This window comes from Paracoccus sp. PAR01, assembly GCF_014851995.1.
Taxonomy (GTDB): domain Bacteria; phylum Pseudomonadota; class Alphaproteobacteria; order Rhodobacterales; family Rhodobacteraceae; genus Paracoccus; species Paracoccus litorisediminis.
Genome location: NZ_JACVAW010000002.1, coordinates 405562 through 430912 on the forward strand (window position 1 = coordinate 405562; position 25351 = coordinate 430912).

A 25351-nucleotide genomic window follows, 5' to 3' on the forward strand; every position below is an offset into this window, starting at 1 on the left:
AAAGACCCCGACCATGGCCCTTCCCGGCATTGCCCCCTATGCCCTGCCCCGCGCCGCTGACCTGCCGCAGCCGCGCGGGCCGTGGCAGCCGCAACGCGACCGTCTGGCCCTGCTGGTCCATGACATGCAGCGTTATTTCTGCCGCCCCTATCCCGAGGGTGCGCCTCTGGCCCCGATGGTTGCCAATATCGCCCGGCTGATCGCTGCGGCCCGCGCGGCGGGCGTTCCGGTGTTCTACACCGCGCAGAAAGGCAACCAGTTCCGCCCCGACCGCGGCCTTCAGGCCGACCTGTGGGGGCCGGGAATGAGCGCCACCCCCGAGCATGAGGAGATCCTGCCCCAGCTTGCCCCCGAGCAGGGCGACATCGTGCTGCACAAGCACCGCTACAGCGCCTTCCAGCGCTCGAATCTGGAAACGCTGATGCGGGCGCGTGGGCGCGATCAGCTGATGATCTGCGGGATCTATGCCCATATCGGCTGCCTCGCCACCGCGGTCGAGGCGTTCCAGCGCGATATCGAGGCCTTTGCCATAGCCGATGCACAGGCCGATTTCTCGCGCGAGAAGCATGATCTGGCGATGGGCTGGATCGCGGCGACCTGCGGCGTGCCGCTGCTGACCGAACAGGCGCTGGATGTGTTTGCAGGCGAGGTCGCGACATGCGCCTGAGCGGGTTCGAAGGGCATCTGGCCATTGTCACCGGTGCGGCGGGGGGGATCGGTCTGGCCGTGACCCGCGCCCTGCTGGACGCGGGCGCGACGGTGGTGGCGACCGATACCGCCGCCGCGCTCGCGGCTCCGCTGCCGCAAAGCGCGATCCCGCGCGCGCTGGATGTCCGCGACGGCGCTGCGGTCGAGGCATTGGTGGCCGAGGCCGAGGCTGCGCATGGTCCGCTGAAGCTGGGCGTCCATGCGGCGGGGGTGCTGGCCATCGGGCCGCTGGTCGATCTGCCCCAGACCGAATGGGATCGGGTGATCGGCACCAACCTGACCGGAACCTTCAACGTCACCCGCACCTTTGGTCGGGCGATGGCCGGGAACGGTGGCGGCGCACTGGTTGCGGTCAGTTCCAACGCGGCAGGCATCCCGCGCCAGAACATGGGCGCCTATGCGGCGTCCAAGGCGGCGGCGACGATGCTGGTGCGCTGTCTGGGGCTGGAACTGGCGGGGTCAGGCGTGCGCTGCAATATCGTCGCGCCGGGTTCGACCCTGACACCGATGCAGACCGGCATGTGGACCGAGGATGGCGGCGCGGGCGAACGCGCGGTGATCGAGGGCAGTCTGAACGCCTATCGCACCGGCATCCCACTGAAGAAGCTGGCCACCCCCGAGGATATTGCCGGCGCGGTCATGTATCTGCTGTCGGATCAGGCCGGCCATGTCACCATGGCCGACCTTTATGTCGATGGGGGTGCGACGCTGCGCGCTTAACGTCGCGCCGCGATCAGCGCCCACCATGCGTTCAGCGTCGGCTCGCGGGCCAGCTCATCGAAGCTGGCCTCGATGCCGCGCTGCTTCAACTCGGAGGACAGCGTCATCACCGAGATGGAATCGAGCCCGTAAAGCACCAGATTTTCGGTCGGGTCGATCTCGGTCTCGTCCTCGATCAGGGACAGGACACGGGCGGCCAGCCATTCCGGGGAAAGCTCGGCGGTTTCGGTCAGGGTGGTCATGGTCGTCCTTTCAGGCGGTCTCAGGGGTCAAGCTGTCGCGCAGGCGGCGCTTGTCGATTTTACCCACTGCGGTCAGCGGCAGCTGGGCAAGGATGCGGAAACGGTCGGGCAGCTTGTATTCGGCCACGCCCTGTTCCAGCAGCGCCCGGCGCAGCGCGGGCGGGGACAGCTTTTCCACCCCATCGCGCAGGACAAGGAAGGCGCAGCTTTTCTCGCCCAGATGCGGATCGGGGATCGCCACCAGTGCGGCGTGGGTGATGTCGGGATGGCGCAGCAGCAGGTTCTCGATCTCCTCGGCGGCGATCTTTTCCCCGCCCCGGTTGATCTGGTCCTTGATCCGCCCGACGACGCGCAGATAGCCGTTTTCGCGGACCACGACGTCGCCGGAATGATAGAAGCCGTCGGCATCGAAGGCGCGGGCGTTGTGATCGGGGCTGCGGTAATAGCCGCGGAACGTATAGGGGCCGCGCGTGGCCAATGCACCGGGCTGGCCGTCAGGAACCGGGTTGCCACCCTCATCAAGGATGCGGATTTCGTCATCGGGGCTGATCGGGCGGCCCTGCGTGGCAAAGACGATCTGCGAAGGATCGTCCAGCCGGGTGTAGTTCACCAGCCCCTCAGCCATGCCAAAGACCTGCTGCAACCGGCAACCAAGGGTGTCGGGAACGCGGCGGGCCGTGGCCTCGGCAAAGCTTGCGCCGCCGACCAGCATCAGATCCAGCGTCGCAAGCTGGGCGCGGCGGGCCGGATCATCCTCGACGGCGCGCAGCCACAGCGCCACAGCCGGGGGCACCAGCGGGACCATGGTCACGCCTTCACGCGCGATCAGGTCGAAACAGGCCAGCGGCTCGGGGCTGGCTGCCATGACCACGGTGCCCCCGGCATAGAACACCCCCAGCGCGCCGGGCGAGCTGAGCGAGAAGTTATGCGCCGCCGGCAGCGCGCACAGGAAACGGGTGTCCGCGGTCACGCCGCAAATCTCGACGCTGGCCCGGACGCTGTAATCGTAATCGTCATGGGTGCGCGGGATCAGCTTGGGCGTGCCGGTGCTGCCGCCCGAAAGCTGAAAGAAGGCGACCTGATCGGCAGGGGTCGGCCCCGCGCCTTCGGGCAGAGCCGGACCCGAGGCCAGCCAATCGGACAGGCTGCGGGCTGGGTCATCCTCGCCCAGCAGCAGGATCAGGCGGGTGCCGCCCGCGCACAGCTCATCGGCAAAGGCATCGTCGCGAAACAGTTCATGCGCGCGGGCACCGATCACCACGGCGGGCGCGATCTGGCGGGCATAATCCGCCACTTCCAACCGACGGTGACTGAACAGCGCATTGACCGGCGCGACCCCGATCCGCAGCAGGGCAAAGAAGGTGACGTAGAACTCGGCCAGATTGGGCAGTTGCACCAGTGCCGTATCGCCATGACCGAAGCCCTTTGCGGCCAGGCGCCCGGCCAGATGACGCGACTGCCGGTCCAGATCGGCATAGCTCAGCCGTCGGGACCCACAGACGATCGCGGTCGCATCCGGGCGGGTCGCGACCTGCTGGTCCAGCATGCGGGTCAGGGGCTGGCCGATCCAGTAACCGGCCTCGCGATAGCGACGGGCCAGATTGTCGGGCCAGGGCGTGAATTCGATCATCGCGAAAATTCCTGTCCATTGAGCGGCGAAAGACTGCCTGCGCCGCGATCCCCGCTTGACGCGGTGTAATAGTCGAGTATTTTTATATGGCTTTCTCTCTCGAAGCAAGCTGGCCCGCGGTTCGCCGCGGGTCAGCCAGCCAGAACCCCGAAGCCACATTTCCGGGCCACGCCCGCCGGGCGGACAGAATCATGCAAAACAATCAATATATTGAACGCGATTTCGCGCTGACCCTCGCACAGTTGGATTTCTGGGAGGAATTCCGCGCACATCCGGGCGAGGCGGTTTCCACCGTGGCCCATGCCATCGAATTCAGCGGCGCTGTGGACATCGAGGCCCTTGCCCGCGCCATCACCCGCACCATCCTTGAAACGGATGTGCTGGCCCTGCGCTTCACCGCCACAGGCGATGACCAGCCCCGTCAGCGTCTGGACGAGGGCCGCCGCCCGGTCCTGCGCCGGATCGACCTGTCGGCGGATGCCGACCCTCGGGCCTGCGCCATGGCCATGATGCAGGCCGATCTGGAGGCACCTCTGGACCTGCTGACCCAACCCATCGCGGCGGAATGGCTGATCCATCTGGGGTCGGATCATGCGATTTGGTACAATCGCGGCCATCACATCGTACTGGACGGCTATGCGATGGGCCTGATCGAATCGCGTTGCGCCCGGCTTTACGCGGCCGAGGTCGGCGGAACGGATGCTGGTGCGCCCTTTGGCCACTTCCCCGCCTATCTGGCCGAGGAGGATGCCTATCGCGCCAGTCCGCGCCACGACACCGACGGCGCGCATTGGCGTCAGGTCCTGTCCGCCCCGCCAGCACCAATGACGCTGACCAAGGGCTCCGAGGATTACCCGGCCGAAGAGATGTCCCATGAGGAATCGCTCTCGGACCTGCGCGCACCGCTGCTGGCCCGCAGCGCCGAACTGGGCATCGGCTGGCCGGATCTGCTGACCGCGCTTTGCGCGGCATGGGCAGCGCTGCATTTGAAGGACGGCTCGGTCGCGCGGCATGATGACGGGACGCGCGCCGCGCTGCCGGTCTGGCTGCCCTATCTGAGCCGGATGGGCAGCGTCGCGATCTCGATCCCGGCGCTGGTGGTCAATATCCTGCCCTTCGATGTTTCCGTCGAGGCGGATGAGACGGTCCGCGCCACCTTCACCCGGCTGGCAGCGCGGTTGCGCAAGCTGCGCCGCCATGGCCGCTACCGGATCGAGCAGATCGGATTCGATCACGGGTTGGGAACGCAGGAGCGATTCTTCTTCTCTCCGCTGATCAACGTCCTGCCCTTCGATCAGGCCAGTTTGCCCGGATGCCAGACCCAGCGCCATGTCCTGTCGAACGGACCGGGCGACGGATTCAACATCACCATCCGCGCCGACAGCACCGCGCAGGGGCTGGAACTGCGCATGGACGGCGATCCGTCCCTGACCCCGCCAAAGGACTTCCACGAGCATCGTATCTCGCTGCCGGAATTCCTGCGAGAGGCACTGCGCAACGAATCCCAGGACCGCCCGATCGGTGCCCTGAGCCGCCATGCTGAACCGGCCTGATCCGGGCGCATCATCAAAAACGAAATGAAAACATATCAAAAACAATGATCTACAAAGTTTCTTGAAGTTTTTTTTAAGAATTTCGTTTTTTGCTCTTGCGCCCCCCCGCTACCTTCCGTAAATCACCGCTCACCGAAGGGGACGACGGCAGACGAAGCCGGAAGCAACCGACGGAATGGAGTGCGGGCGTAGCTCAGGGGTAGAGCATAACCTTGCCAAGGTTAGGGTCGTGAGTTCGAATCTCATCGCCCGCTCCAAAAAATCTTCCGAAAGGAAGAAAGCAAAAAGCGGCCTTCGGGCCGCTTTTGTTTTTTCCGGACATCGATTTGTGACGGATCAGGCGCTTGACCCGCGCCATGGGGAAAAGCGTATGCTGACCCCTCGCATGGCAGCGCCGCTGACCTTCGACGCCCGCTGACGAGGTTGGGACATGACCGCCACGGATCAGGTGACTTCAAGTAAGCTGGAACAGCTAAGCCTAGCACCGCGGCTGCGACTGCCAACGGGCCGGACGCTGGGCCCTGACGCCGCCCCGGTCGAGATCCTCTTTCACAACTCTGCCGCCCTTGCCCGACTCGCTTCGGGCAATCTGTGCGCCCTGCCGGAGAGATTGTTGACGGCAATATCTCGGTATCGCGCGGGATGCGCGACCTGATGCAGGTGGTCGCGGCCCTCGCCGCCATGCACGGGCTATGCCAGATCCCGCCTCTGCGGCAGCATCTGTGGACCCGGATCAGGTAGGTGCGTCAGACTAGATCGCAGAACACGGGTTGCAGGGCCGAGTCCGGATCGAGCTATCCGACTATCGCGATTTCCAACCGCCCCCTTCGACAAACCGGCCTCGGTCGGCATGTTCGCACATGTCGACCGCGCCAATATGCCGACCTATTGTGCGCGAATCCTCGACCTGCTGCGTCCCAAAGGCATGGCGCTGATTCAAGGCGTCACCTTGACCGGTTAGACGACGCACCGTCGGCGGACGGCTGGAAATGGTCGATACCGAAAACCTGCACCCGCATCGCGCGCGCCGCGGAAATGGTCGGATCGGCTTGAGGCCCATTTGGAGCAGGCCAAGGCCATGCTGCGCCCGACCCAGCCCCCTGGCCGCGCCGCCGAGGTGCTGCGCGCGTTCCGGCTGTATCTGCCCGGCTGCGCCCTTGCCTTTGAACCGGGCTGAACCTCGTTTTTCCAGATCCTGCTGATCCGGCGCGGCTTTCCCGCGCGCGCCCGATCTGCCCGGTCCCGATGCGGCCTATCCGCTCCGGCGCCGTTACATCCGGGGCCAACGCCCAATCTAAGCGCAGCAAAGCAAAACGCCGTCTTGCGCCCCGCCGCCGAAGCAGCTAAACCCCGTCCCATCCTACGACAGCGGCGGGTTGGCGGAGAGGTTACGCAGCGGATTGCAAATCCGTGAAGACCGGTTCGATTCCGGTACCCGCCTCCACTTCCCGATCAAGCACAGGATGTCGCTGCAGTTTCATGGCAGCACGTGGGTCGATTTGCCCAAAGCCTCACCAACTGATTTGCGCTTGAATGCGATCCCATGCGACGGCATCGGCAATGCACCGATACCATGCGGAGAGATCATTTCGTGAAACTTCTGGCTGTTGCTCTGTCCACCGCCGTCATCATCCCACAGATATCGCTGGGCGACCCGGTCTCCCTGATCTGTGAAAACCCCAAACGGGAATATCGGGTGGAATTCGACACTGACCTTCGGTCGGTTTCAGCTAACGACACTCAATATAGCGTCCTCGCTATGGAAGAAACTGCAGAGACAACCGCCGTGGTCGGCCTTACAACCGACGGTGGCCCGACATATCGACTTTATCTACATCCTTACAAGAAGATGGAGTTCTTCTCGGACGGTAAACTGTTCCAGACCGACAACTGTCGGTAGGTCGCTGAGACCCGCTGCCAGCCTTGCCGGCAGCGGGAATCGCATTGGCCGGATCAGCCGCAGTCGATGTTGTAGATCTTGCCCGAAGCATCGAGGCGGAACACGATGCGCAGCGGGTTGTATTCCTGCGGCTCGATGCCGCGATATTCGACCACGCGGAGTTCGCGAGTGATGCCCAGCGACGGGATCACGGTGCCGGGCTGGCCAAGCGCCGAGACATAGTCCTTGGCGTGACAGGCATCGGGCTCGCGCGATTGAAGGCCCGACACGCCGGCAACCGGGGCGATGGGCGCAGGCGCAACCTGCGGGATGGGCTCAGGCGCGGGCGCAGGTGCGCAAGCGGCCAGCGGAGAAAGAGCTGCAAGAAGCAGAAGGGCTCGGTTCATCAAGTTCATCCAAGGGTGCTGAAATTTGGTGGCCGCATCATAGGAAGACGAGCCAGAAAAATGAAGCCGTTGCGACGCATTCCCCCGAGGGCGTGACCTTTCTACGCGCCCTGCCCCCTGAATTCGGACAGGCTGGTACCATAGCAGGCCAGGAACATGCGCACCGCCCCGTCGCAGACTTTGCGCAAAAGCTCGGCATCGATGGCTTCGCGCCCGGCAAACAGCGCGCGATCATGCAGGGTTGTGCTGGCCAGTTCGATCAACTGATCCGCGGCAAGATCGAAATCGGCGATCTCCAACTCGCCGCGCGCGGCGCGATGGCGCAGGTAGCGGACCAGTTGAAGCCGCAGCTGGACCGGGCCCGATTCGTAATATTCGCGGGCGAGCGAGGGGAAGCGGTCCGCCTCGGCGACGCTGACCCGGTACATGGCCAGCCCGAAATCCGAGACGATATGGGCCGAGATCAGTTGCACGATGAAGGGCAGGATCTGGCGCACCGGCAGATCCACCTCGAGCAGCGCGCCGGCATCGGCAGTGTCACGGGCCAGTTCGTTGCGAAAGACCTCGGTGAACATGATCCGCTTGTCGGGGAAATAGCTGTAAAGCGTGGCCTTGGAGACCCCTGCCTCATGCGCGATGTCATCGACGCTTGCGCCTTCGAAACCATCCCTCAGAAAGATCGTCCGCGCACCCTCCAGCACCTGAAGGAACTTGCGCCCTTTCATGACCGAAGTACCCTTCTCCATCAACCGGAGCTCCTTAAAATCTGCCCTTGGGATCAGGGGCTTCCACTCAGAAAAATCACCGGAGCGAACCAGATGGTTCATTTGTAGGCTGATTACCTGAAGTTGCAAAGAGCCACGTGATGGGCCTTTGCATTTCTGTGCGAAAGGGCAGGTTGGAGTTGAGAGACCTCTGGGTGAGTAAGTCGCCCGGCGGACTGACGCCCAGACGCCTGAATCTGGGGGGCTTGGCTGAACTTCCCTGACGAGAGGTCGGCTTCGCTTATCTGCGGAAGGGTTTCATTCTGGAACCGATCGCCACCGGAACATCGAATAACCGGATTGCCTGCACAGCAGCCGACTAAGCCTGCGGCTCACGTTTTCGCGTCGCGATCAACCGATCCTCCAAACCAGATTGAACCTGCAGCGTCTTCAGAACTTCTGCGCGACCGAATTCGCGTTGCGCACGGATACGAGCGGCCTCGAAACCAGGAAGCATCTGTTGCAGGTCCCGCTCGGCTTTCAGAAGCGCCCGGCTGAGCTCTTGCGCAATGGCGTTCGCCAGTCTGGCTTCGCTGACCGAGAAATCCGTCTCGGTATCGTAGAGGCGTTGCAGATCCTGCTCGACCGCCGCGATGCGCAGGCGCGCGGCCTCGACTGTTTGCCGAAATGCCGAGAAGCGCCGCATCTCGATATCCGACTTGAGGCGGGCCAACCGTTCAAGCCGGGTCAGGCCTTGGGTTTGACGACTCATGGGCGTGGTCCTCCGACAGGCAGGTTTGTCCAGCCGCCGCGTGCCTTGCGGCGCATGGCTTCGGCGAAGCGAATGGCGGCGGCGACGGGGGCGAATTGCTCGGTGCTGATTTCATGTCCGATTTCCACGGTCGCGTGCAGCGCCCTTGCGCATGGTGGATCGGACCAGATCGGGACATTGTGCTGGGTCGCGCGCTCGCGGATGCGGTGCGCAACCTCATCCACACCCTTGGCAAGACAGACCGGAGCGCGACCGCTGCCCCGTTTCCATTCCAGAGCAACGGCGTAATGGGTCGGGTTGACGATGACCACGTCGGCCTTTTCGACATCGGCCAGCATCGCGTTCATCACGATGTCGACACCCTTCTGACGGCGTGCAGCCTTGAAATGGGGATCGCCCTCGCTGTCCTTGTATTCGTCCTGCATTTCCTTTCGAGACATCCTCTGGCGGCGCAGAAACTCGAACCGTTTCCACAGCACGTCGATCCCGGCGAAAAGCGCGCCAATGCCGAGCGCGAGGTAAAGCGCCTTGCGGGTCACGTCATCAAGACCAGAGATCCACTGCATTTCGGCCATGGCGTTCGTGGACAGGATCCAGCCCAGAAGCGAACGATAAAGAAACCACCCGCCGGCAGCGACCAGCGACACCTTGCCCAATGAGATCGCAAAGCCGACCAGTCCTGAGCGACCAAACTTCTGACCGGCATTCTTCAGCGGATTTACCCGGTTGATATCGGGCAACAGCTTCTTTGGGGTGACGATGATCGCGCGCTGCACAATCAGGCCGATCAGGACCGGCAGCGCAATGATCGCAAGAATGGCAAGGATCCCCAGCCCTGCCTGCCCGGTCATAGCTCGGGCCAGATCCATGACCGATTTGCCGCGGCCATCCGGCCAAGGCTCGGCCCCAAGTCCCCGCGCCGCCATTGCCGTCCAGTCGGGAACCAGCCAGACGACCGCCAGGCTGAGCGCACCCCACAGACCAAGATAGGTCAGGGCCGATGACAGCTCGGCCGAGCGGGGGATATCCCCTTCCTCGCGTGCCCGGCGCAGCTTGTGCTCGCTGGCATCGAACTGCTTGTCGTCATCATCTTCAGAGCCGCTCAATCCAGCACCTGCTGCATTGAGGAAAGCACCGCCTGCGCCCACAGCGAAACCGTGGCAGGTGCAAGCAAGACCAGAGCGACCAGCGCAAGCAGGATCGCCCCGGGTGCTGCGATGAATGTGACGGGCAATGCCGGCATCACCTTGCTGATCATGCCGGACAGCACCTGAAACAGGTATCCACCCAAGATGAACGGCGCGGCCAGCATCAGCGCCAGCAAGAATCCCTGCCAAAGCATATCGATCGCCACCGGCAGCAAAGTCGTGATCTGCGGCCATTCGCCCACCGCGCGCAGGGCAAAACTGTCCCGCAGCAGCTCGCAAACGGCCAGCGGGAACCCCATGGCCATCAGCACCGCAAGGCCGGCCAGATGCAGCAGATTGCCGATCGGATGGGGCGAATATTCCGTCGCGGCGCCGATCAGCTGCGAAAGCGAGGCGGTTGCCGCGATCGCCGCTGCCGCAACGTCCAGCGCCGCGGAAAACAGCCGAACCAGCATGCCCAGGGCCAGTCCGGTCACCAGCTCGGCAAGGCAAGCCACCCCGAACCATGCGATCGAATTCAACACCGGCGGAATCGCGACCCCCTCGGCCAGAAGCGGCGTCATTGCCATGGCCACCGCGATGCGGATGCGGGCCGGAAGGCCAGGCAACGAGAATCCGGGCATCGCCAGAATGCATGCCTGCACGCGGCAATAGACCAGCAGCATCGCCCCGAACATCGCCGTCATGCGCGGATCATGCAGCAGCTCGGTCACGAGGCGACCGTTCCGCACAGCCGGACGCGGATCGCCGGATCGATCTCATCAAGCCCGATGACCGGCATCGAGATCCCGGCGCTGCCCAGAATCATTCGGATCAGGCGCCGCCGATGGTCGGGCACGGTCAGGACGAACTCTTGCGCGGGTGGCAGGGTCGCCAGCAGTTTGCGCAGCGCCTCGGTCAACTTCTGCTGCAGCTGCGGCAGGGCGGCATTGCCCGAGCGCCCGGCCTCACTTTCGGCGCGGGTCAATTCGGCCTCCCACATCGGATGCAACTGCAGGATCTCTAGCTGGCCGTCGATGGCGGCATATTGCTCGCAGATCTGGCCGCGCATGCGGCGTCGCACCTGTTCATAGATAGCTTCGGGCGAGGCGGCATTGCGGGCCTCATAGACGGCGTCAGTGATCAGCACGAGATTTCGCACGGACAGCCGTTCCTCGAGCATGGCCCGCAGCACCGCCAACAGCAATTCGGGCGAAACCTTGTCGGGGACCATCCCATCAAAGAAACGCTGGTTGACCTGTGCCCGATGCGTGTCCGAGACATCGCAGAGCTCTCGGATCATGCGCTGCATGGTTGTCATCGTCATCAGCAGGGCCAGATTTGTCCGCACGACCTCCATCAGGTGGGTGGACAGCACCTCCATGGGCGTGACGATCGTTGCGCCGCCGATCGCGGCTTCATCCTGATCATCCGGATCGATCCATTTCGCGGGGCTGCCATAGACCGGCTCTCTGATTTCCTCGCTGGGGATATGGCCAAGAACGCTCTCGGCACCCAAGGCCAGCACGCGATCCGGCAGCAGCGTTCCCCGACCCCGCACCACACCTTGCAGCCGGATGACATATTCGCCCGGTCCGAAATCTGTCCCGTCAGTGATGCGGACATCGGGCAGGATCAGCCCAAAGGCACGGGCAATATGCAGCCGCAGATTGGTAATCCTTTGACCAAGTCCCCGTCCTTGATCGAGCGCGCTTGCAATCAGGCCGGGACCAATCTCGACGCTGATTTCCTCGGTATCCAGAACATCGCCGATCTTGTTCTGGATCGGCAGCGGAGCAGGCAGATTGTCTTGCGCAGCATCATTGGCAGGGGCATTCAGGCTGCGCTTGCGGATTACCCAACCAGCCAGCCCACAGGCCGCGGCCAGCGTCACGAACACCCCGACAGGCATGCCGGGGATCATGCCAACGATGAGCATCCCGCCAGCCACGACAGTAGGCACTTGCCAGTTAGACAGCATCTGGCGCGAGAGCAGGTCTGCCGTCGTCTCAGACGCCCCGCCCCGCGACAAAAGCAGCGCCGCAGCCATCGAGGTAATCAGCGCCGGGATCTGCGAAACCAGCCCATCGCCGATCGTCAGCCGGGAATAGGTCGAGAAGGCCTCGGAGACAGGCAGATCATGGACCAGGATGCCTGCCGCAAGCCCGACGAACAGATTGACGACGGTAATCAGCAGACCCGCAATCGCATCGCCCTTGACGAATTTCGACGCCCCGTCGAGCGAGCCAAAGAAGCTGATTTCATTCTGTTCCTGAATGCGACGGCGCTTGGCCTCTTCATGATCGATCGCGCCCGAATTCAGGTCTCCGTCGATTGCCAGTTGCTTACCCGGTAGTGAATCCAGTGCGAACCGTGCCGACACTTCGGCCATCCGGCCCGAACCCTTGGTGATGACCATGAAGTTCACGATCGAGATGACTGCGAACACCGTCAACCCGACAAGAAGCGAACCGCCTGCGACGAATTCCGCAAAGCCGTTGATGACATGGCCCGCGGCCTCGGGGCCATTCTGTCCATGGGTCAGGATCAACCGGGTCGATGAAACATTGAGGGACAGCCGGATCAGCAGCGACACTAGCAGCAACACCGGGAAGGCCTGAAAGTCGGTCGGCTTCTCGACCAGCGCCGCCATCACCAGGATCAGGGTTGCTGTCGCGATGGAAAAGGCGATGCCGACATCAAGGACCGCCGCGGGCAAGGGCAGCACCATGGACAGAACGACAATGACCAGCCCTGCCGTGATCAGCAATGGACGCAGCGACCCCTGCCCGGTCGACGAGGCCTGCACATCGCTCATTCGGCAGTTTCCGGTACATCGGGGGGAGACAGAATCTGCTCAGCGCTCCAGCCGGGGCCGGTCATCAGCCCGGAGCGCCGCAGGAACACCAGCACCGTGATCCGTGCGGCCGGGTCCAACCGCTGCAGACGCAAGGCCATGTCCTTGGGCAGGGGCTCACCGCTCAGCAACCAGCCACGTGCGTCTGCGATCAGTGCCGTCGCCGAATCCTGCTGAACAGAAAGGCCCGCCGCCGCATCGGTTGCCGCGATGATCGCGGCAAGGGTCAGCGCCGCGATCATGAAGCCCTCTTCAGGTCTCGAAGCGCGTTTTCAACATCGCCGAAACTGGGACGAACATGTTCAGGCGCGGTTTGACGGCCGACCTCGACGCATAGGTTGGTCGCATGTTGATGCAGACCGGCCACCAGCACGGATTTGATCACGTCATAGAAGGACTGATCCTGTTTCGTTACCGCCTGCAGGCGCTGCGCGAATGGCGCGACCAACGCATAGGCCAGGAACACCCCCAGGAACGTCCCCACCAAGGCACCGCCGATCATCTTGCCCAGGACCTCGGGTGGCTGGTCGATCGCGCTCATCGTCTTGATCACACCCAGCACCGCCGCCACGATCCCCAGCGCAGGCAGCGCATCGGCCATGTTCTGTAGCGCATGCGGGGCGTGCAGTGCCTCTTCGTTCATCAGATTGATACGCTGGGAAAGCATCTCCTCGACCTGATAGGGGTCGTCGTAGTTCAGGCTGGCCGAGCGCAGCGTGTCGGTGATCAGGGTGACCGCATGTCCATCGGCAAGAATACGGGGAAATGCCTGAAAGATAGGTGAGTTTTCTGGGTCCTCGACATGGCTTTCCAGCTCGATCGGGTTGACGCGCGCAATCCGCAGCAGCTGAAACAGCAGGCACAGAACGTCCTGCAGATCAGATTCACGCCATTTTGGCCCTTTCAGCGAACGACCAATCCCGCCCAGAGACTGCTTGATCACCGAGGTTTCGTTCGACAGCAGGAAAGACCCCAGCGCCGCGCCACCGATCATCATCATCTCATAGGGCAGCGAATGCAGGATCACCCCCAATTTTCCTCCTGCCAGGATGTAGCCGCCAAACACCGTTGCAAAGGTCAGGACGATCCCAATCATGCCAAACATGGCCTACTCCTGTTTCTGATTTGCGCGAGCAACGCCCATGAACGAGGTCAGAACCGCGGCCTGATGCGGCTCGACCGAGGCCATGATCCTTGCTCCGGTTTCCGGCTGCACCCGGACCAAGATCTGTGCCGCGAAATCGGGCGGCAGATTGGCCAGGACCTGCGCGGCCTGTTCCGGCTTCATCTGGTCGTACATGGCGATGATGCGGGTGATCTCGTCGTTCTGGGTCTGATCAACCTGCTGGTTGTGGTCGTTGATGCGTTGACGCAACTTGCGCAACTCGATCAGCTTTTCGGTTAACTGTTTCTCGGCCTCGGCCAGTTCGGTCTTTCGACGGTCGATGTCCTTGATATAGCTCTCGATCCGCAGACCCCGCTGCTGAAGGGTTTCGGCCAGAGCCACAGCCTCGGGGACATCGTCGCAGCCCTTCAGTAGCGCCGCAGGCTCGGCATTCGCGCGTAGTGGCCCGGTTCCCCCAAGCAGGGACACGGCCTGCGCCGCTGCCGCAAGCAGCATAGCAGCACCGAAAACCTGAAGCAGCGGCCTACGCATTGGTCATCTCTCGGGCCGGAGCGCGGCGTTTGCGCCGGAGCCGGCCCGAGCCTACTGCGGTGTTTTCCGCGAATTTCTTTTGCAGCACCCAGAAGGCGCGTTCCTCTTTGGCGCGCTCGATCTCATCGGCCAGCCCCCGCGTGGCGGCCATCGCCTCGGACTTGGCGGCCTGAATCGACCGCTCAAGGCGGCTGATCTCACTGGTCATGACGGCGATGGCCCCGCCAAGCCCGGTTTCCAGATCATTCAGCTTGCGCAACCGCCGCGCGAGCAGGAAGCAGAAGAAGGCCAGACCGACGGAAAACAGCAGAAATCCAGCCTGAAGAAGGTGGGAAACGGTCATTGGATGCGGAACTCCGTAATGAGAATGTCGGTGAAAGCATCCTTTCCAAGGATGTAGATCGCGCGCGTCGCCAACTCGTCGCGGACGATTTCAAGAATCCCGCGCTTTTCGAAGGCAGACGGGTCGATCTCGGCCAGAAAGGTGTTGAAGGCATCGCTCAGCCGCGGCAGCAGCAACTGGATTTCCGCCCGTTTCTCGGGCGTGGTCTCGACCTCGACCGCCATGATCAGTGTTCGCATCTGCGGCCCGGCCAGCGTCACCACGATCTGCGGCATCGAGACGAATTCGATCGCGGGCAGCGGCTTGACCTCATGCTGCGCCTTTCCGGCGGGCAGCAGTGCCATCGGAGACCAGATCCCAAAGAAGCTCGAGGCAAAGCCCGCACCCAGCATCACGGCGATAACAGCGATGAACAGGAACGGCTTGCGGCCGGTTTTCTGAACGGTGTCGGGCGGGGAAAGGGCGGCGTCAGCCATGGTGATTCTCCGTCTTGGCCTCAATCGGATATCACCTGCGGGCTAACCAATTCTTAATCGGCGCCGTGTCAGAAGGGTCTGGTCATGTCACAGGCCGATTCGAAGGACACGCATGCTGAAGCTGCAGGATTACTGGCGTGAAAGAAGTCTGAATCAGCGGGTTACCCTGGTTCTGGCCTTCGTCCTCACGTTTCTGGGGATTGCCGGCGTGTCATGGATGGCCTCGCGCCCGACGCTGGCGCCGCTGTTTTCGGGGCTGGCGCCCGAGCAATCCGGTGCCATCGTTTCCTCGATCGAGGCTTCGGGCATCCGCTTCGAGGTTCGCGGCGACACCATCTGGGTCGAGGAAGGCCGTCGCGACGCGCTGCGGATGACGCTGGCGGGTCAGGGGCTGCCTGCCTCGGGCGGGACCGGGTATGAGATACTGGACGGCATGTCGGGCTTTGGCACTACGTCGCAGATGTTCGACGCCGCCTATTGGCGCGCGAAGGAAGGCGAGTTGGCCCGCACCGTTCTGGCTCTGCCCAACGTGAAATCGGCGCGAGTGCATCTGGCGGTTCCAAATGGCCGTGGCTACCGGCGCGAGGCGCAGGCAAGTTCCTCGATCACGCTGACCACGGACGGCACTCCGATCAGTCGTTCGCAGGCCAAAGCGCTGAAGTTTCTGGTGTCTTCCGGCGTTCCGGGGATGGCTGCAGAGCGGGTCACAGTCATCGACAGTGAACGGGGCGTGATCTCGACCGGCGATGACGCTGCGATGGATGATCGCGCGGGTGAAATGAAGCGCAACGTCGAGCGCATCCTCGAGGCCCATGTCGGCAGCGGGAACGCGGTCGTCGAGCTGAACCTGGATGTGGTGACCGAATCCGAGGTCCTGACCGAACAGCGCTTCGATCCCCAGCAGCGCGCCTTGATTTCGCAAGAGAGCGAAGAACTGGCGGACCAAAGCTCGAATACCGCGCCCGGAACGGTCACCGCGGCATCGAACCTACCGGAAGGGCAGCAGGATGACGGCGACAAAAGCCGTGCGTCACGCTCCGAGACTCGGCAAAGGTCCAACTTCGAAGTCAGCAAGCTGACGCGCGAGGTCAATCGTCAACCCGGCGCCATCCGCCGACTGACCGTTGCCGTCCTTGTCAACGGCATCAACAAACCCGACGAGAGTGGCAACCCACAACTCGTCCCCCGCGAAGCCGGTGATCTTGATGCAATCCGCGAACTGGTCGCCTCGGCCGTCGGCTTTGATGAGGCGCGTGGAGACCAACTTACGGTTAAATCGCTGGCTTTTGCCACGCTGTCCGATGCTGGGACGCTTGCGACAGAGGCCGGGATGCTCTCTCGCCTTGATCTGAACAGCCTGTTGCGTCTGGTTTTGGCTGGCCTTTTCATCCTTGCCTGTGTGGCCTTCGTCCTGCGTCCGATCCGGCGGAATCGCCAGAATGAAGCCCTGCTGGACATGTCCCGACCGACCGAGATTCCTGCGCTGACCGCGCGCGAGATCACCGCAGATCCGGAAATGCCACCGGCCTCGGCCGCCATCCCAGAAATCGACTTCGATCCCGCTGCGATCGGCAATGGCGATCCGGTGCAGCGGCTGAAAGAGCTGATGAAATCCCGCAAGGAGGAAAGCGTAAAGCTGCTTTCGGGATGGATTGAGGCGCGGGAGGATCGGATTTGATTGGCCCGGCGCTACGGTTGGAATCCTTCGCTCGCCCGACAGTGACACCACGATCCCTGACCGAGGCCGATCTGGAGCGGGCCTTGCAGGAAGGCTTTGAGCAAGGCCGTCAGGACGCCCATGCGCGCAGTATCGACCAGCTGTCCGCACAGATCGGCAGGATCAGCGAGCAACTTGCGCAACAGGCGTCTGAATTCGCGCAAATTCGGCAGGATACGCTGCAGGCGATGCTTCCTGTCCTGATCTCGATCGTCGATCAGCTTGGCCCGCGTTATGGTCGTGAAAAACTGATCGAACAGCTTTCGCAGGCCCTGCGGGTCCTGACCGAAGACAGTTCCGGCACAACCGTCAACATCACCTGTTCATCAGGCATAGCAGTTCCGGTCCGCGACTGTATCGCCCAAATCGGTGGTGATTCGATCGTGGTAATCGAGAGCGCGGATAACGGCAGCACTGTGGAACTGAAGGGCGCAGGCGGTCGCGTGCTGATCGAGCCGGATCGGATGATTTCATCCATCCGATCCATCATTCAGGAATTCACACACAAGGAATAGCCATGGACGATTTGGCCGGAATGATTGCAACAGACCAGATTCAGGTCGAAATCACGATCCGTCTGGGCAGGACCCGGATGACCATCGCGGAACTGTCACGCCTGACGCGTGACGATATCGTGACTCTGGATCAGGAGATCTCGGACGGGGTCGAGATCTGCGTGGGCGAAAAGGTGATCGCCCATGGCGAGTTGACCTCGGGCGGGGAAAGCGACAACCGGCTTTGCGTCCGTATTCTTGGGACCGCACAACGGTCATGATCAGGCTGCTTCTGCTGACGATTGCCGTTCTGCTTCCCCAGGTGGGTATCGCACAAGAAACGGCGCCTTGGGGCGAGGTAGCACAGGCAGCCGGCAACGGGGTCGGTCGGCATACGATCACGATTCTGGCCGCGATGACCGCCCTTTCCTTGGCGCCCGGCATTGCGATCATGGTGACCTGCTTTCCCTTCATCGCAACCGTCCTGTCGGTCCTGCGGCAATCAATCGGCCTTTCTCAGGCGCCGCCCAACATGGTCATCGTTTCGCTTGCGATGTTCCTGACCTGGTTCGTCATGAGTCCGGTTTTTACCGAGGCGTGGAATGTTGCAGGGGCACCGCTTCGCGACAACAAGATCACCATCGAACAGGCCTTTGAGCGCGGCATCGTCCCATTCCGCAACTTCATGGAGGCACGCGCCGATCCCGAGACGCTGGAAATGCTGGCCGACCTGTCGCCCGAACCCAAGGGCGGCGTTGCGCGTCTGTCAGTCCTGGTCCCGGCCTTCATGCTGACCGAGATACAGCGCGCCTTCGAGATCGGCTTTCTGGTCTCGCTGCCCTTCCTCATCATCGATCTTGTCGTCTCGGCGGTGCTGATGTCGATGGGGATGATGATGGTTCCGCCGGCCGTGGTCGCCCTGCCGTTCAAGCTGGCATTCTTTGTCGTCGTGGATGGATGGCAACTGGTGGCGACGGCACTGGTGCGCAGTTACCAATAGCGGTCGCGATCAGAAGCAATGTCGCAGAGCGTCATCTGTCGATATCGAGGGGCGATATTCCTGCCCGGCAAAGCAGGGCGGCAAATACGGCAGCCTAGTCGCTGTCAATCTCGGTGCGGAAGGCCGCGCCGAAGCGGTCAAGCCTTGCCAGGTCGAGATAGCGAGACAGATCATCGGGACGATCCTCGGCGATCCGGCGCAGGGTCGAGGTTCCGACGGAAAGCGGCTTTTCCGTCCCGTCCTCGCCACGTTGCAAGCGGATTTGCGCGGCGGACAGCCGGTCAAACAGCTCTGCCGAGGGACGACCTGCCAAAGCTTTCCGGGCCGGATGCATGGGCGCCACCTCGCCAGCGATGACGCGCAGGAATGCCTCACCATAGCTTTCCAGTTTCTTGGCGCCGACGCCATTCACCCGCGCCATCTGGTCCAGCGTCATCGGGCGGGATTGAGCCATCTCGATCAGGGTGCGGTCGGGAAAGATGACATAGGCGGGCACGCGCGCCGCCTCGGCCAAGGCGCGGCGACGGGCCTTGAGCGCGGAAAGAAGGGGCGCGTCCTCCTCATCGACCTGCGTGCGCACGACGACTGCGGGTCGCGTGCGGCTGACCAGATCGCGGCGCAAGGTGACGGTTTCCTCGCCGCGCAGAACGGCATGAGCGGCCGCAGTAATGGCAAGACCGCCATGCCGCTCAGGATCAGGGCGGATCAGGTCGCGGCCCAGCATCTGGCGAACCACGGCCTGCCATTCGCTGCGGGACAGATCCTTGCCAACGCCAAAAGTCGGCAGCCGGTCATGGCCGCGCGCGCTGATGCGCTCGGTCGGGTTGCCGATCAGCAGGTCGATGATATGACCCGCGCCATAGGTTTCGCCGGTGCGCAGAATGGCAGAGAGCACCTTTTGCGCGGCCTGCGTACCATCGAATGTCGCGGGCGGGGCATCGCAGATGTCGCAATTGCCGCAGGCCTCGGCGCTTTCGCCGAAATAGCCCAGCAGCGCGACCCGCCGACAGGTCGCGGACTCGGCCAGTCCCAACAGCGCGTTCAACCGGGCGTGGTCGGCGGCCTTGCGCTCGACCGGGGCAAGACCTTCGTCGACCTGACTGCGGCGCAGGCGGATGTCGTCGGGGCCGTAAAGGGTCAGGGTCTCGGCGGGGGCACCATCGCGGCCGCCGCGACCGATTTCCTGATAATAGGCCTCGATGGATTTCGGCAGATCGGCATGGGCGACCCAGCGGATATCGGGTTTGTCGATGCCCATGCCAAAGGCGACGGTGGCGGTGACGATCAGCCCGTCCTCGCGCTGGAAACGGGTTTCGACGGCGCGGCGGTTATCCGGCTCCATCCCGCCGTGATAGGCGACGGCGGCCAGTCCGGTTTCGTTCAACGCCTGTGCCAGGGTTTCGGTCTTGGCGCGGGTGCCGCAATAGACGATGCCCGATTGCCCGCGTCGGGCCGTGGCGAAATCAAGGATCTGGCGGCGCGGCCCGTCCTTGGGCTGGAAAGCCAGATGGATGTTCGGCCGGTCGAAACCGCGCAGGAAGACCTGCGGCGCGGCGTCGCCAAACAGGCGGGCGACGATCTCATCGCGGGTTTCGGCATCTGCGGTGGCGGTGAAGGCGGCAAGTGGCACCGCAAGCGCGCGGCGCAGCTCGCCCACACGCAGGTAGTCGGGGCGGAAGTCATGGCCCCACTGACTGACGCAATGCGCCTCATCGACAGCGATGGCCTGCACGCCCGCGCGACGCAGCAAGGGCAAGGTCGCGCCCGAGGCCAGCCGTTCCGGTGCGATATACAACAGGCGCAATTCGCGGGCGGACAGCGCGCGCAGCACCTCGGAATTCTCATCCTCGGAATTTCCGCTGGTCAGGGCTGCGGCAGCGACCCCGGCCTCGGTCAGCGCGCGGACCTGATCGCGCATCAAGGCGATCAGCGGTGAAACCACCACCGTCAGCCCGTCCCGCATCAGCGCAGGCAGCTGGTAGCACAGCGACTTCCCCCCGCCCGTCGGCATGATCGCCAGCACGTCGCGACCCGAGGCGACGGCATCGACGATCTCCTCCTGACCCGGACGGAAGCCGTCAAAGCCGAAGACCTGCCGCAGCAGAGGGGCTGCGGACATGCTCAGAACCCGTAGAACCAGCCGGCGTTGTTGATAAGGGCACGCTGGGCGATGATGATCACGATGAAGACCACCAGCGGCGCCAGATCCAGCGATCCGGTGCTGGGCAGGATGCGGCGGACCGGGGCATAGAGCGGCTCAAGCACCCGGTTCAGACCGTTCCAGATCTGCCAGACAAGCGGCTGGCGCAGGTTCAGCACCTGAAAGTTGATCAGCCAGGACATGATGATATGGGCGATCATCACGAACCACACCACGTCAAGTATCAGCATCAGTGCTTCGAACAGCGTGCCCATCATTTCCTCGCCAAATCCATGCCAGCGACAGGTAAGGCAGCACCCGCCCTTGCGCAACCCTGCGCGCCGCTGCGTCCCGATTGACCTTGGCCGATCCAGCGCATAGCCGGGGTTCCATACAAGGAGGGGCGATGTATCCGATCCTGCGCTTTGCCGCCGAGATGCTGAAATACCGCAATGCACCGCGCATTGGCGTGCTTGACCCGCATGTCTCGACCCATCGTTGCTGGCCTTGGGACCTGGACCCCTGGATCGAGCTGAACAACGGCCGCACCCTGACGCTTTACGACCTTGGCCGGGTGCCGATGGCGGTGCGGACCGGCATTATCGGCACCATGCGCGACAATGGCTGGGGCATCACCGTCGCCGGGAACTCGCTGCGCTATCGTCGCCGGGTCAGAGGTTTCGACCGCTTCACCATGGTCTCGCGCACCTTGGGCTGGGACGCGCGCTTCCTGTATATGGAGCAGAGCATCTGGCGCAAAGGCGAATGCTGCAACCACATGCTGCTGCGGGGCGCGATCACCTCGGCCGACGGGATCGTCCCGCCCGCCCGGCTGATGGAGGCCGCTGGCCGCGACACGACCAGCCCGGAACTGCCCGACTGGGTGCAGGCATGGATCGCGGCGGATGCGCAGCGGCCCTGGCCTCCGGTCCTGCCGGATCTGGCATCCGGCGATCCGAAAGACGACTTGCCAGCCTGAGCCGCCATTGGCCATATGCCCGCACAAAGACACAAGGGCGGGACGACCGGCATGCAGCACAAGAAGATCTGGGGCTGGTGGTTCTTTGACTGGGCCAGCCAGCCCTATTCCACCCTGCTGACCACCTTTATCTTTCCGGTCTATTTCGCCGAAATCGCCCGGGCGCATTACACCCAACAGGGCCTGTCGCCCGAGGCCGCCGCCGCCGCCTCGCAATCGCTATGGGGTTACGGGCTGGCAATTTCGGGCTTCATCATCGCGGTGCTGGCCCCGATCCTTGGCGCGGTCGCCGACAATAGCGGGCGCAGGCTGATCTGGGTCTGGGCCTGTTCGGCGCTTTACGTCGCCGGTGCTTGGGGGCTGTGGTTCCTTGCCCCCGATCAGCCCAACCTGATCCCGGTTCTGATCTGCTTTGGCCTTGGCCTGATCGGGATGGAGTTCGCGACGATCTTCACCAATGCCCTGCTACCCGGCCTTGCACCAAGGGAAGAGGTCGGGCGGGTCTCGGGCTCGGGCTTTGCCTTTGGCTATCTGGGCGGGGTGCTGTCGCTGTTTGCGGTGCTGCTTTTGCTGGCCGAAAACGCGCAGACCGGCCTGACGCTGCTGGGCATTCCGCCGATCCTTGGGCTGGACGCGGCGCTGCGCGAGGGAACGCGCGCCGTCGGTCCCTTCACCGCGATCTGGTTTCTGGTCTTCATGATCCCCTTTGCGCTTTGGGTGCGCGAAACGCCGGGACCAAAACGCCCGCTGCGGATCGGGGGCGCGATGCGCGACCTGTGGCAGCTGATCCTTAGCCTTGGCCAGCGCCGCTCGCTGGCGGCATTCCTGCTGTCCTCGATGTTCTCGCGCGATGCGTTGAACGGGCTTTATGCATTCGGCGGGATCTACGCCGCCGCCGTGCTGGGCTGGCCGGTGATCCTGTCGGGGATCTTCGGCATTGTCGCGGCCATGTCGGCCACGGTGATCTGCTGGCTGGGCGGACGGGCCGACCGGCGCTGGGGGCCGAAACCGGTGACGATCATCTGCACGCTGGCCCTGATCTTTGTCTGCGCCATCGTCATCGGCATGGATCGCAGCCAGATCATGGGCTTCCCCCTGCCCGAGGGTTCGCGCCTGCCCGATGCGCTGTTCTTCCTGTGCGGGGCGCTGATCGGCGGCGCGGGCGGCGTCCTGCAGGCCTCGGGGCGCACCCTGGTCGTGCTGCATACCAGCCCCGAACGCGCGACCGAGATCTTTGGCCTTTACGCGCTGTCTGGCAAGGCCACGACTTTCCTTGCACCTTTCCTGATCGCGCTGGTCACGCATTTCAGCGGAAACCTGCGGCTGGGCATCTCTCCGCTGATCGTGATGTTCCTTATTTCGCTGGTTTTGTTACACTGGGTCAAAGCAAGAGGGGAACCCGAGCAGTGATCCGCAAATTCCTGAGCATGCTGGCCTTGTCGCTGGCGGCTGCGCTGCCCGCTGCGGCAGATCCGCTTGCCAAGGATGTCTTTGGCGCGAACCGCGGTCCGACCGGCGGGCGTCCCGCCGCCATCGGCTTCTATTCCAAGGGCTGCGTCACCGGCGCGGTGCAATTGCCGGAAACCGGCCCGACCTGGCAGGCCATGCGCCTGTCGCGCAATCGCAACTGGGGCCATCCCGAGCTGGTGAATTTCGTGATCGGCCTGTCGCAGGCCGCGCGTCAGGCGGGTTGGAAGGGGCTGTATATCGGCGATATGAGCCAGCCTCGCGGGGGCCCGATGGTCACTGGCCATGCCAGCCATCAGATGGGGCTGGATGCCGATATCTGGCTGATGCCGCCGCCCAGCCTGCAACTGTCCCCCGGCCAGCGCGAAGGCATTTCCTCGGTCTCGGTGACGAATGGCAAGGGCACGGCCTTGTCCGGGAACTGGTCGGCCTCACATATGCAGATCATCCGCGCCGCCGCCCGCGATCCGCGGGTCGAGCGCATCTTCATTGATCCGATGGCCAAGGTCGCCATGTGCCAGATGGAGAAGGGCAACCGCAGCTGGCTGCGCAAGGTGCGCCCGATCAACGGCCACCAGTACCATTTCCACGTCCGCCTCAGCTGCCCGGCGGGTTCCGCCTGCCAGCAGCAGGATGCGCCGCCCGCAGGCGACGGCTGCGCCGAGGCCGCCGAATGGATCAAGAACCGCATCGATCCCAGCCGGGTCAAGCCCGTGCCGCCCGATCCCGATTATCGCCACCCCCGCAGCTATCGACTAAGTGAGATGCCCCGCCAATGCCAGGCCGTCGCCACCGCACGTTAAGCCAAGGCGCGACACACCGGGGATGGACAAGGCGAGCCCTCAGCGGGCTCGCACTTGCATTTCTGGGGCTCGCGGTCCTGCTTTCGCATTCCTGCACGGCGGGCTCGGTCAGCCCGGGCACCGGCAACCTGCCCCGCGTCGAGCATGTCGGCACCTATCGCTGGAGCATGTCGGATGCCGATTTCGGCGGCTTTTCTGGCCTTCACATCAATGATGACGGGGCGGGTTTCATCGCGCTTTCCGACCGTGCCACCCTGCGCTGGGGCCGGATCGAGCGGGATGATGCGGGTCGCATCACCAATCTGATCACTCAGGGCCATACCCGGCTGCGGGACAGCGAAGGCCAGAAACTGCAGCCCGGCCTGAAAGGCGACAGCGAGGGGCTGGCCATCGGCCGCGACGGTCGCATCTGGATCAGCTATGAGGGGCTGACCCGCGTGGTGGGCCACGACAGCCCCGACAGCCCCGCGCATCTGCTGCCCCGTATCGACGCGTTTCGCAAGCTGCAGCGCAATTCCTCGCTGGAATCGCTGGCGATCATGGCGGATGACACCTTGCTGACCATCCCGGAGCGCTCGGGCGGCTTGAAGCGCCCCTTCCCGGTCTGGCGCTTTCGCGACGGGAAATGGGACCAGCCCTTCAGCATCCCCCGGCGCGGAGACTTCCTTGCCGTCGATGCCGATGTCGGCCCGGATGGACGACTGTATCTGCTTGAGCGCGATTTCATGGGGCTGCTGGGTTTCCGCAGCCGCGTCCGGCGCTTTGACATGACCGCCGAGGGGCTGTCGCAGGAACAGGTGCTGCTGACCTCATACCCGCTGCAATATGACAATCTTGAGGGGATGTCGGTCTGGGACGATGGCAATGGGATCCGGCTGACCCTGATCGCGGACGACAATTTCCACGCCTTCCAGCAGACCCAGATCGTGGAATACCGCCTGACCGAATAGGCATCGCTGTTGACATGCCCAACCACGCGGGCGTATTCGGCGCTGCCCCAGAAGGCCGGGGCCGAGTCTCCGCTACCTTGTCAAAACGGAATCCGACATGTCCCGTATTCTTCCTGGCGTCATCGCCATGGCCATCGTCGTGGTGGCCTCGAACATTCTGGTCCAGCACCTTTTGGGTAGCTGGCTGACCTGGGGTGCGCTGACCTATCCGGTCGCCTTCCTTGTCACCGACATCATGAACCGCGTTTATGGCCCGGCCGCTGCGCGCAAGGTCGTCTTCGCCGGTTTCGTGACCGGGGTGCTGTGTTCGATCATCGCCGCCGGCATGGACAAGACGACGCTGCGGATTGCCATCGCATCCGGTGCCGCGTTCTTGTCCGCGCAGCTGATGGATATTTCCGTCTTCAACTCGTTGCGGAAATACAACTGGTGGTTGCCGCCACTGGCCGCGACGATTGCCGGTTCGGTGTTCGATACCGCCGTCTTTTTCACCATCGCCTTTTCGGCCACGCTCACACCTTTGTTTCCGGCTGATGACGTTTCCTGGGCAAATGAGCTGGTCCCCCTGCTTGGGCATGGTCCCGCGCAACCGTTGTGGGTTTCTTTGGCAGTTGCCGATTGGATGGTCAAAATGGCGCAGGCAATCCTGGCTCTGGTGCCCTTCCGTATCATCGTCGGAAATTTGATCCAGAAGCGCGCTCAAATGCATTGACTGAGTCCTGATCT

30 protein-coding genes and 2 tRNA genes are annotated in these 25351 nt (G+C 63.3%); 17 read left to right on the forward strand and 15 right to left on the reverse strand.

The features are described 5' to 3' along the window. Positions 1–13: 13 nt before the first annotated feature. Both IB235_RS07135 and IB235_RS07140 read left to right on the forward strand, forming a co-directional pair. Complete coding sequence (locus IB235_RS07135) at positions 14–667, forward strand: isochorismatase family protein (protein ID WP_155038912.1); 654 nt, start codon at positions 14–16, stop codon at positions 665–667. Next, positions 658–1428, forward strand: coding sequence for an SDR family oxidoreductase (locus IB235_RS07140; protein WP_192336176.1), 771 nt, complete (start codon positions 658–660; stop codon positions 1426–1428). Before IB235_RS07135 ends, IB235_RS07140 begins: the two co-directional genes overlap by 10 nt. Here the strand turns inward: IB235_RS07140 and IB235_RS07145 are convergent. Both IB235_RS07145 and IB235_RS07150 read right to left on the reverse strand, forming a co-directional pair. After that, positions 1425–1670: a phosphopantetheine-binding protein gene (locus tag IB235_RS07145; protein WP_192336177.1), complete on the reverse strand. Its 246-nt coding sequence runs from the start codon at positions 1668–1670 to the stop codon at positions 1425–1427. The genes IB235_RS07140 and IB235_RS07145 overlap by 4 nt on opposite strands. 10 nt (positions 1671–1680) lie before the next feature. Then, a complete protein-coding gene (locus IB235_RS07150) occupies positions 1681–3300 on the reverse strand; it encodes a (2,3-dihydroxybenzoyl)adenylate synthase (protein ID WP_192336178.1) in 1620 nt (539 codons plus the stop codon). 191 nt (positions 3301–3491) lie between these two features. Between IB235_RS07150 and IB235_RS07155 the strand changes: the two genes are divergently transcribed. From IB235_RS07155 to IB235_RS07180, 6 genes are all read left to right on the forward strand, one after another. Continuing rightward, on the forward strand, positions 3492–4853 hold the full coding sequence (locus IB235_RS07155; protein WP_192336179.1) for a condensation domain-containing protein: 1362 nt from the start codon (positions 3492–3494) through the stop codon (positions 4851–4853). A gap of 182 nt (positions 4854–5035) precedes the next feature. After that, positions 5036–5110 (forward strand) — tRNA-Gly (locus IB235_RS07160). Further along, positions 5083–5271, forward strand: a complete 189-nt coding sequence (locus IB235_RS07165; protein WP_192336180.1) for a hypothetical protein — start codon at positions 5083–5085, stop codon at positions 5269–5271. The genes IB235_RS07160 and IB235_RS07165 overlap by 28 nt, the downstream gene beginning before the upstream one ends. Before the next feature lie 459 nt (positions 5272–5730). Further along, positions 5731–5814, forward strand: coding sequence for a hypothetical protein (locus tag IB235_RS25795; RefSeq protein ID WP_370576845.1), 84 nt, complete (start codon positions 5731–5733; stop codon positions 5812–5814). Between the two features lie 409 nt (positions 5815–6223). Next, a tRNA-Cys gene (locus IB235_RS07175) sits at positions 6224–6297 on the forward strand. Between the two features lie 147 nt (positions 6298–6444). After that, positions 6445–6753, forward strand: a complete 309-nt coding sequence (locus tag IB235_RS07180; RefSeq protein WP_192336182.1) for a hypothetical protein — start codon at positions 6445–6447, stop codon at positions 6751–6753. A gap of 53 nt (positions 6754–6806) precedes the next feature. Here the strand turns inward: IB235_RS07180 and IB235_RS07185 are convergent, their stop codons facing one another. From IB235_RS07185 to fliL, 11 genes are all read right to left on the reverse strand, one after another. Continuing rightward, positions 6807–7139 carry a hypothetical protein gene (locus IB235_RS07185; RefSeq protein WP_155038933.1) on the reverse strand — a complete coding sequence of 111 codons (333 nt, stop codon included), beginning with the start codon at positions 7137–7139 and terminating at the stop codon, positions 6807–6809. 101 nt (positions 7140–7240) lie between these two features. Further along, on the reverse strand, positions 7241–7885 hold the full coding sequence (locus tag IB235_RS07190; RefSeq protein ID WP_155038934.1) for a TetR/AcrR family transcriptional regulator: 645 nt from the start codon (positions 7883–7885) through the stop codon (positions 7241–7243). A gap of 337 nt (positions 7886–8222) precedes the next feature. Further along, positions 8223–8615, reverse strand: a complete 393-nt coding sequence (locus tag IB235_RS07195; protein ID WP_192336183.1) for a hypothetical protein — start codon at positions 8613–8615, stop codon at positions 8223–8225. Further along, the gene (gene flhB / locus IB235_RS07200) at positions 8612–9721 is read right to left on the reverse strand and encodes a flagellar type III secretion system protein FlhB (protein ID WP_192336184.1); all 1110 of its coding nucleotides are present in this window, start codon (positions 9719–9721) and stop codon (positions 8612–8614) included. Before flhB ends, IB235_RS07195 begins: the two co-directional genes overlap by 4 nt. Then, positions 9718–10476 carry a flagellar biosynthetic protein FliR gene (locus tag IB235_RS07205; RefSeq protein ID WP_192336185.1) on the reverse strand — a complete coding sequence of 253 codons (759 nt, stop codon included), beginning with the start codon at positions 10474–10476 and terminating at the stop codon, positions 9718–9720. The genes flhB and IB235_RS07205 overlap by 4 nt, the downstream gene beginning before the upstream one ends. Next, positions 10473–12560 (reverse strand): flagellar biosynthesis protein FlhA, encoded by a 2088-nt coding sequence (locus IB235_RS07210; protein WP_192336186.1) that lies wholly within the window; start codon positions 12558–12560, stop codon positions 10473–10475. The genes IB235_RS07205 and IB235_RS07210 overlap by 4 nt, the downstream gene beginning before the upstream one ends. After that, positions 12557–12841 carry a hypothetical protein gene (locus IB235_RS07215; protein ID WP_192336187.1) on the reverse strand — a complete coding sequence of 95 codons (285 nt, stop codon included), beginning with the start codon at positions 12839–12841 and terminating at the stop codon, positions 12557–12559. The genes IB235_RS07210 and IB235_RS07215 overlap by 4 nt, the downstream gene beginning before the upstream one ends. Then, on the reverse strand, positions 12838–13704 hold the full coding sequence (gene motA / locus IB235_RS07220) for a flagellar motor stator protein MotA (RefSeq protein ID WP_192336188.1): 867 nt from the start codon (positions 13702–13704) through the stop codon (positions 12838–12840). Before motA ends, IB235_RS07215 begins: the two co-directional genes overlap by 4 nt. A gap of 3 nt (positions 13705–13707) precedes the next feature. Further along, entirely contained in the window at positions 13708–14256 is a 549-nt protein-coding gene (locus IB235_RS07225) for a MotE family protein (protein WP_192336189.1), read from the reverse strand. After that, the gene (locus IB235_RS07230; protein WP_192336190.1) at positions 14249–14599 is read right to left on the reverse strand and encodes a hypothetical protein; all 351 of its coding nucleotides are present in this window, start codon (positions 14597–14599) and stop codon (positions 14249–14251) included. The genes IB235_RS07225 and IB235_RS07230 overlap by 8 nt, the downstream gene beginning before the upstream one ends. Then, on the reverse strand, positions 14596–15075 hold the full coding sequence (gene fliL / locus IB235_RS07235; RefSeq protein ID WP_155038942.1) for a flagellar basal body-associated protein FliL: 480 nt from the start codon (positions 15073–15075) through the stop codon (positions 14596–14598). Before fliL ends, IB235_RS07230 begins: the two co-directional genes overlap by 4 nt. A 112-nt stretch (positions 15076–15187) precedes the next feature. Here fliL and fliF point away from each other — a divergent pair, with 112 nt between their 5' ends. From fliF to fliP, 4 genes are read left to right on the forward strand one after another with little or no spacing between them, the layout of a single operon-like run. Beyond that, positions 15188–16753 carry a flagellar basal-body MS-ring/collar protein FliF gene (gene fliF, locus IB235_RS07240; RefSeq protein ID WP_192336191.1) on the forward strand — a complete coding sequence of 522 codons (1566 nt, stop codon included), beginning with the start codon at positions 15188–15190 and terminating at the stop codon, positions 16751–16753. Continuing rightward, entirely contained in the window at positions 16750–17307 is a 558-nt protein-coding gene (locus tag IB235_RS07245; protein WP_192336192.1) for a hypothetical protein, read from the forward strand. The genes fliF and IB235_RS07245 overlap by 4 nt, the downstream gene beginning before the upstream one ends. A gap of 2 nt (positions 17308–17309) precedes the next feature. Further along, a complete protein-coding gene (locus IB235_RS07250) occupies positions 17310–17567 on the forward strand; it encodes a FliM/FliN family flagellar motor C-terminal domain-containing protein (RefSeq protein ID WP_192336193.1) in 258 nt (85 codons plus the stop codon). Then, positions 17564–18286 (forward strand): flagellar type III secretion system pore protein FliP, encoded by a 723-nt coding sequence (fliP, locus tag IB235_RS07255; RefSeq protein ID WP_192336194.1) that lies wholly within the window; start codon positions 17564–17566, stop codon positions 18284–18286. Before IB235_RS07250 ends, fliP begins: the two co-directional genes overlap by 4 nt. Positions 18287–18380: 94 nt before the next feature. On the opposite strand, the gene recQ is transcribed toward fliP, so the two are convergent. Together recQ and IB235_RS07265 are read right to left on the reverse strand one after the other, a co-directional pair. Beyond that, positions 18381–20405 carry a DNA helicase RecQ gene (gene recQ, locus IB235_RS07260; RefSeq protein ID WP_192336195.1) on the reverse strand — a complete coding sequence of 675 codons (2025 nt, stop codon included), beginning with the start codon at positions 20403–20405 and terminating at the stop codon, positions 18381–18383. A 2-nt stretch (positions 20406–20407) separates the two neighbouring features. Then, the gene (locus tag IB235_RS07265) at positions 20408–20701 is read right to left on the reverse strand and encodes a YggT family protein (protein WP_155038948.1); all 294 of its coding nucleotides are present in this window, start codon (positions 20699–20701) and stop codon (positions 20408–20410) included. Between the two features lie 131 nt (positions 20702–20832). On the opposite strand from IB235_RS07265, the gene IB235_RS07270 reads away from it, so the two are divergent. From IB235_RS07270 to IB235_RS07290, 5 genes are all read left to right on the forward strand, one after another. Next, a complete protein-coding gene (locus tag IB235_RS07270; protein WP_192336196.1) occupies positions 20833–21405 on the forward strand; it encodes an acyl-CoA thioesterase in 573 nt (190 codons plus the stop codon). Positions 21406–21456: 51 nt separating this feature from the next. Continuing rightward, positions 21457–22815 carry an MFS transporter gene (locus IB235_RS07275; RefSeq protein ID WP_192336197.1) on the forward strand — a complete coding sequence of 453 codons (1359 nt, stop codon included), beginning with the start codon at positions 21457–21459 and terminating at the stop codon, positions 22813–22815. Further along, complete coding sequence (mepA, locus tag IB235_RS07280) at positions 22812–23675, forward strand: penicillin-insensitive murein endopeptidase (RefSeq protein WP_192336198.1); 864 nt, start codon at positions 22812–22814, stop codon at positions 23673–23675. The genes IB235_RS07275 and mepA overlap by 4 nt, the downstream gene beginning before the upstream one ends. After that, complete coding sequence (locus IB235_RS07285; RefSeq protein WP_192336199.1) at positions 23648–24625, forward strand: esterase-like activity of phytase family protein; 978 nt, start codon at positions 23648–23650, stop codon at positions 24623–24625. Before mepA ends, IB235_RS07285 begins: the two co-directional genes overlap by 28 nt. A gap of 97 nt (positions 24626–24722) precedes the next feature. Beyond that, positions 24723–25337, forward strand: coding sequence for a queuosine precursor transporter (locus IB235_RS07290; RefSeq protein ID WP_155038952.1), 615 nt, complete (start codon positions 24723–24725; stop codon positions 25335–25337). Positions 25338–25351 lie beyond the last annotated feature (14 nt).